The organism is Pseudoxanthomonas sp. 3HH-4, assembly GCF_006716465.1.
GTDB lineage: Bacteria > Pseudomonadota > Gammaproteobacteria > Xanthomonadales > Xanthomonadaceae > Pseudoxanthomonas_A.
On the sequence record NZ_VFPB01000001.1, the window covers coordinates 71,305 to 78,384 of the forward strand.

The 7,080-nt window shown below is 65.7% G+C and carries 2 protein-coding genes; both read right to left on the bottom strand.

The genetic code is table 11. The features are described 5' to 3' along the window. Positions 1-24 precede the first annotated feature (24 nt). Positions 25-3,759, bottom strand: a complete 3,735-nt coding sequence (locus tag FB548_RS00320; RefSeq protein ID WP_221625889.1) for a hypothetical protein — start codon at positions 3,757-3,759, stop codon at positions 25-27. Positions 3,760-3,785: 26 nt separating this feature from the next. Beyond that, on the bottom strand, positions 3,786-7,080 hold a 3,295-nt coding region (locus FB548_RS00325; protein ID WP_142122797.1), incomplete at its 5' end, for an isopeptide-forming domain-containing fimbrial protein.

Consider the following 7,080-nt stretch of genomic DNA (forward strand, 5'->3'; position numbering starts at 1 on the left):
TTGGCGCCTCCGCATCCGGTGTGGTCAGTAGGTTCCCACCAGGTTGAGGAACCAGCCCCTGTGGTCGTAGTCGAAGTCGGTCAGGTCGTCGCTGAACTCGGTGAAGTTGTAGCCCACCCCGATGCGGAAGTTCTTGTTCAGGTCGCGATCCACGCCCAGCAGGAAGCCCTGCTTGGTACCCCCGTCCCTGACATCCAGCCAACGGTACTCGGCCAGTGCGTGCCACTGGGTGCGCAGGTCGTACCGCACCTGCACCGCGCCGAAGGTGGTGGCCGAATCCAGCCACGCGCCCGTGCCGCGCCCCATGCGCACCTCGCCTTCACGGCGGGCCAGCTTGCCCGCAAATTCCCAGTGCTGGTCCAGCTTGTACACGCCTTCGAAGGAGAGGATCTGCGACTTCTGGTCGTACTCGGCCCCGCCCAACTGGCCCAGGGTGGCCAGGTCGTACAGGTAGGTATAGCGACCGAACACGCCCCACCGCTGGTTGTCCCAAGGCCGGTAGGCGAACCCGACGTTGCCCTCGATGAACTTCGCGCCGGCCAGCGGGTTGAGCTGGTCGTCGGTGTCGGCGTAGTTCAGCCGGGCGGCGATGCGCCAGCTCTCGTTGATCTTGTGTGTCAGGCGGTTGGTGCTGACCCACTGCTCGCGCTGTTCGGCGCCGGAGTCCTCGCGCCACTCCAGCTTGCTCTGCCAGTCGGTATCCGGCGAGGTGCGTCCACCCGAAACACTGATGGCACGACGATCGACGTTGCCTCCGGTCGAGTTCGTCAGCTCCCCATCGGACAGCGTGAAGCCCAGGTTCCAGCCCTGCGCCGGATAGAAATCCATGCCGAAGGTGTGTGCCAGACCTGACTCGTTGCGTTCCTTCAGGAACTGACTCTCGTTGTACAGGTTGACCTGGTTCGACAGGCGCCAGCGTTGACCCAGCGTCCAGCCATTCTGCGCGCTGCGATCGAACAGCGAGTCGTAGGCGGTGGTGTCGGTGGAGTATGTGTAGGCGCCGTAAACGGAGTGCTCGGCCGTGAGGCGATGCTCCGCCGACACGGTGGCGCCTTCGCCGCGGTCGCCCGTGGTCACTTCCGCACCGACCGAGGACTGGTTGCCGTACAGATACTTGCCGCCCAAGGTCAGCGCGTTGTTGTCGGCGTACTGGCCGCCATCGTCGTCCAGCGTGAACTGACCGACGCCGTACAGTTCCAGCGTGCTGCCGAAGCGGCGCTGATATTTCAATGCGCCCAACGTGCCTGCGGCGTCAATCGAGGTGCTTTCCTGATCCACACGGCGCAGTTCCGCGCTGAAGGTGCTGGCATCATCGATGCGCCATTCCAGCGTAGCCTGCGCCTGCGTCAGTGATTCCGCACCACTCTCGGCCCGCGTATAGCGCGTGTACAAGCCAAGGTTTGGCGTGAACTGACCCAGCAGCTCGGCACCATACTCGGTTACCGGACGTCCGGTGTCGTAGCGCGAAATGGAATAACCGGCGCTGGTGTTCCGCCACCAGGCGCCGACGCTCCAGTCCTGCTCAGTCCAGCCCAACTCCTTGAAATTGGCGCGCGCTTCCAGCGACTTGGCCTCGCCTTCGCGGAACAGTGCCGTGTCGTTCTGCTGGATGAAACTCAGGCCGCCGTTGTCGGAGAAGAAAACGGGCGCGCCGAACGATTCGGTCTGGGCATACTCGGCCTTGACGTAGGTACCTTTGCCCGCCTGCAGCGTGAGGTCGCCGGCCGCCAATGTGTAGTCCTGGCCCGCGCGGTTCTCCTGCACATAGGTGGCACCCACGCCGACATGATTGCCGAACCAGTGCTTGCCACGGAAACCCGCGGTGACATCGTCCGCATCGAAGCTCGACGGCACCCATTCGTAATCCACCAGCAGGCGCTGCTCGAACCCGTCCAGTGGTGTGTCGCGCGTGAGCGTGGGGATGTTCTCGCGAGTGATCTGTGCCAGGGGGCGGGTCAGCAAGATGCGGCCCTGCAGCTCGTCGATCTCGTAGTCCGCACCGCGCTGCAGGACGACACGGCTTTCCGTGCGCCCGGTGGTCAGGTCGCGGATCTCGAGCGTCACGATGTCCGAGCCCGGCAGCAGGTCGGTGTGCCGCAGGTAATAGAGACTGCCGCCCGTGCCGATGAATTCGTTGTGGCCGGGCGCCGTTTCAGCCTGCGAACCGAACATGCGCAGTTCGGTTCCCGGATCGCCCCAGCGGTTGGTCGCGATGGAACGCCAGTTCAACGCTGCGCCGTACAGCGAGCGCTGGTACTGAGCGTACTCAGTGCCGCTGATCCCAGTGCTGTAGTTGCCCCACAGCGCCTGGTTCTTGTCCCAGTCCACGCGCAGGTAGAAGCGCCCCATCGTATCCACGTCACGATAGGTCGTGGAATCGTCGCCATAGACCGGGTAATAGAGGTCCGGGTCCAACCGGCGGAACACGTCCTGTGGATCGGCCTGGGTGAAGCCGTTGAACAGTCGATCCAGGTCGCGCTGGGTGGTGTCCGCCTGCGCGGTCACCAAGTACTTGCCGCGGTACTTCGCCTTGCCATAGAAGGCCAGGCGGCCATCGCTGATGACATCATCTTGGTAGCGGCTGTCGTTGGCGAACGGTTCAACCGAACCACTGATCTTGTTCTGTGCGATGGTGACGTCGGCCAGGCCGACGCCGAAGAAATAGCGGCCGGTGACATCCACGTCCAGCGTATGCGAAGCCGCCGGCCCGCTATTGCCCGCCTCTCGCGCGCCTCCCAGCCCGATATCGAAGCGGTGCCGACCCACGGGCACAAGATACTCGGCGACGAACTTGCGCTCCTGGTCGACCGGATAGCTTTCGCCGTTGATCGTCAGCGAAGACGTCCGAGGAATGTTGCGACCCTGGATGCGGATGCGGGAGCCATACATCGCGATGTTCTGCTGGCGCAGGCCGTTCTCGGCGAACACGTCGCCCAGAAGACTCTGCGTCTGCGCCTGCTCACTGGTCAACGCGCTTCCGAGCGAACGCTCAACGCTTTCACGCAGCAGATTGGAGCCGCGCTCTGCCTCTTCGGGCGAGACCAGCTGCAAGGCACGCGGATGCGTCTCGTCGAAGCTGTCGTTCTCGCCATAGGCGCGCAGTACGTAAACCAGCTCGTCTCCCTTGCGGAACGGATACTTGGACGGCAACGCGCCGTCCCATTTCGCTTGGCTGACCGCCGCGACATCCATGGGGACGGTGGCGATCGGCTCGATCAGATCCCCGTCGCTGCTGCGATACAGGGAGATCTCCAGACGCTTGATGAAAGCCGGATAGTTGCCACGCACGTAGAACTGCACCGGCTTGGTGATGCGTTCGCCGTCGAATGCCACCACAGACGGCGCAGAAACCGACAGTTCGGGCTGGCCGAGCGTGGGATCTTCGGTTGCCCAGATAACGCCCCCACCAGGGAGGTCGATGGAGAACTTGCCCACGGCCGTCGCCTTGCCCGGCTGCTCCATCGCCACGGTGACGCGGCGGTCCGGCTGCAGGGCTTCGGAGCTCGAGGCGCGGTCGGTCCCCTGCGTCACCGGCTTGTCGTAGCTGCGGGTGCGCAGCCGGAACAGCAGGCCTTCTTCGCCCGTGCAGCGTTCACCGTCGCAGTCCACGGCCGTGGCCGTACCGTCCAGGCGATCCTGCTGTGCCTGCGAGGGCACCTGCGAGGGCGTGCGCGACGGCGCAGCCGTCTGTGCGCCGGCCAGCGGCGCCGTGCCGGCCAGCAGGCTGATCAGCGTGTAGTCCAGCAGTTTCATCTTCATGCGCTTCTTCATGACCCGGCCCCCCCTCACTTCCGTACGCCGACAGGGGCTGTCGGGTCGTTGCTGGCTTCGACGTGAACCTTGGCACGCACCTCCGGACTCAGGCGTTTGGCGAGCGCTTCATAGACCGCCTTGGCACGACGCATGCCCAGGGCGACGTTGTAGGCGTGCGAGGCCCGCACGTCGGTGTGGCCGACGATGGCGATGCTGCCGCCGCCTCTCTGCTCCAGGGCCGACGCCACCTTGTCCAGCAGCGGCTCGAACTCGGGCCGGATCGCCGACTTGTCGGTATCGAACAGCACCGTGCCCAGCAGCGCACCGCCTTCGTCCACACCCACGATCATCGAAGACGGATCGTCGACGGTGCCGCGGGCGCTGACCACCAGGCCCTTGGCAGACGCGGCATCGAGCTTGTCCAGCAAGGCGGCCTTGACCGCATTGGCCCGCTCGAAGGCCAAGCCCTGGCTGTCGCCGTTGGCCTGGATGACCACTTCGCCGCCCTGGTACTGGCGCACCTTGGCCGCCATGGCCTCGATCACCGGCAGGTACTTGGCACGTACCTCGGCACTGCCGGGGGCGAAGAACACCTCACCCATTTCCAGCTCAACCTGCTCGGTACCGCCCTCGATGATCTGTTCGGGAAGCTTAACGCCCCAGTCGAAGCGGACCGGCACGCCCGGCGTGATCCGGCGCAACAGTGGGTTGTCGGTGGTGAACTCGGCACCGGCCGGCAAGGTGGACGGATCGACCTTCAGGATGAAGTTGCGGCCGCGCTCCCAGGCACCGCCCGACACACCCGCCAAGTGATAGCGGCCGTACTGGTCGGTCTCGATCAGCAGGCCTTCCACCGAAGCAATGCGCACGCCGGGGATGCCGCGCTCATCGATACCGGTGTTGCGGATGACGTAATCCACCACATAGCCACCTTCGGACTGCGCCACACGACGCTCGACCGTCGGCGTTGCCGCATTCAGGCCCTTGGCCGCTTCACCGGACTGCTCGACACGGGTATTGCCTGCCGCATCCATGCGCACTGTGACCCCTTGGTTGCTGGTCAGCACGAAGTCGTCGGTGAAGCTCAGCTCGTTCAGACGCTGGCGGATCACCACCTCATGGTCCTCGACCGGATCGGCGATCGACTGACGGCCACTGATGGCGCCCACGGCGATGCCGTGCAGCAGCGGCGAGCTGGCGTCGGGCTCCGGCTGGGGACCTGCACCGCGATCCACCGTGGTGGAGTTGGCGATGTAAGCCGTCGGGGCGAAGCCACCCTGCACCTGCACCCCACTGAGTGCGGCGCTGTCCTGCCAGCCGTCGCCGTCACGGTCGTTGAACACCGTGCCGAACACCAGGCTGTCGTCCAGCAGCGGATCGGCGGTCAGCATGACCTCGGCCGTGGCCACGTTGGACACCGGATCGTCGGTGGCCGAGCGTACCTGGGCCTGGTTGACGTGCGTGCCCGGGCGGACGCCCGCACCGACGCGCATCACATAGACCAGAGTCGCAGTCTCACCTGCCGCCACGTCCACGCCGGCGAAGCGGAGCGGGCTGCCGCCGGAGACCGTCGCCATGGCATCGGCATCGTTGGCCAGCAGGGAGCCTTCAACGTAGCTGAAGCCTGCTGCCGGCGTGTCGACAACATTGCCGTTGACCAGATCAGTGCTGCCCACGTTCTCCACCGTCAGCGTATAGCGGACCAGATCGCCGATACGGACTTCGCGCACGCCCGCCACCTTGCTCAGGCGGATCTCCGGCGCGCTCAGCTCGTGCTCCGTGCTGCAGGTCGTGCAGACCGGCGGCTGACCGCCACCGCCCGACGCGACCACCTGGTTGCCTACAGTGGCGCCCGCGTTCGCATTGACGACGGTGTCGTAGCTCAGCGCATGCACGCCGGCGGGGGTACCCGCAGGCAGGCGGCAGGTCAGCGTGGTTCCGTCGAACGTGCAGCCCGCAGGCAGCACGCCCAGCGTCAGCCCGCGATCCGGCGTGTCCACCAGCACCAGTTCCTCGGTCAGCGCGGAGGCACCGATCTCCACCGACAGGGTGTAACGGACCGTCTGCCCGATCTGCACCTGCGCACCGTTACCCGGATCCGAGGACTTCGTCACGGTCACGCGCGGCTCGGCCACCGGCGTGACGGTATCGCAACGATCGGCACAGGTCGGCGTGTCATCGCCGGTGCCCACTACCGCGTTGTTCACCGTGCCCGAGGCAGCGGCGTTCACCGTGGTGGTATAGGTCACCGTGTAGGTGCCCGGCACCGTGCCCGCAGGCAGCGTGAACGTCAGCACCGGCGCACCACTGGTGTTGGCCGTGTAAGCGCCGGCACTGGTCACCGCACCGAACGCGAGGCCCGTGCCCAGCGTGTCGGTCAGCACCACATCGCTGGTGGTGACCGCGTTGACCACGGTGGTGGTCAGCGTGTAGGTGACGGTGTCACCCACGCGGACCTCGGTCTGGCCTGACGGCAGAGCTGCGCTCTTGGTGTACGTCACCAACGGAGGCAACGGCTCGGTTACCGGGGTTTCGGTGGTGCAGGTACCTGCGCAGGTCGGGGCATCGTCGCCGGTACCGACCACCGCGTTGTTCACCGTGCCGGTGGCCTGGTCATTGACCGTAGCCGTGTAGGTCACCGTGTAGGTACCTGGCACGGTGCCCGCGGACAGGGTGCAGACCAACGGGTTGGCGCCACTGCAGGAGAACATCCCTGCAGAGACGGTGCCCAGATCCAAGCCGGTGCCCAGGGTGTCTGTCAGGGTCAACGGCTCCGTCACAGGGGCATTTGCGACGGTAACGGAGACCGTATAGGCGAGCGTATCGCCTACGGAAACTTCGGTCTGGCCCGAGGGCAGGACGACGGACTTGCTGTAGGTCACGACCGGGTTCTCGACCGGGGTGTCGATCGTCGTCGTGCACGCCGGATCGGTGCTGCCCACCGGGCAGACCGGACTGGTCACCACCGCCGTGTTGCGGATGCTGCCCGCATCGGCGTCGACCTGGGTCACCGTGTACGTACCCACCAGCTGGCAGGTCGCTCCCGGCGCCACATTCGGGCAGGTGATGCTGTTCGGGGTGATCAGCGCATCGCTCACCACCACGTTGGCCAGGGTCGTGTTGCCCGTGTTGGTCATCGTGACCGTGTAGGTCAGCACGTCGCCCACGCTCACCGTGCCGCTGGCATCACCATCGGCATTACCCGTCAGCGCCTTGACCAGCGTCTGCGACGGCGTCTGCGTCGCCGTCACCGTCACCGTGTCCGGCGGCGAGATCGTCGTGCCATCGCTGGCGCTGGCGATGTTCGTCACCGTGCCCGCATCCAGG

What these genes read in the sequence shown, in the direction of transcription:
- FB548_RS00320 (WP_221625889.1), bottom strand. Translation starts at nt 3,759, where the DNA reads ATGAAGATGAAACTGCTGGACTACACGCTGATCAGCCTGCTGGCCGGC.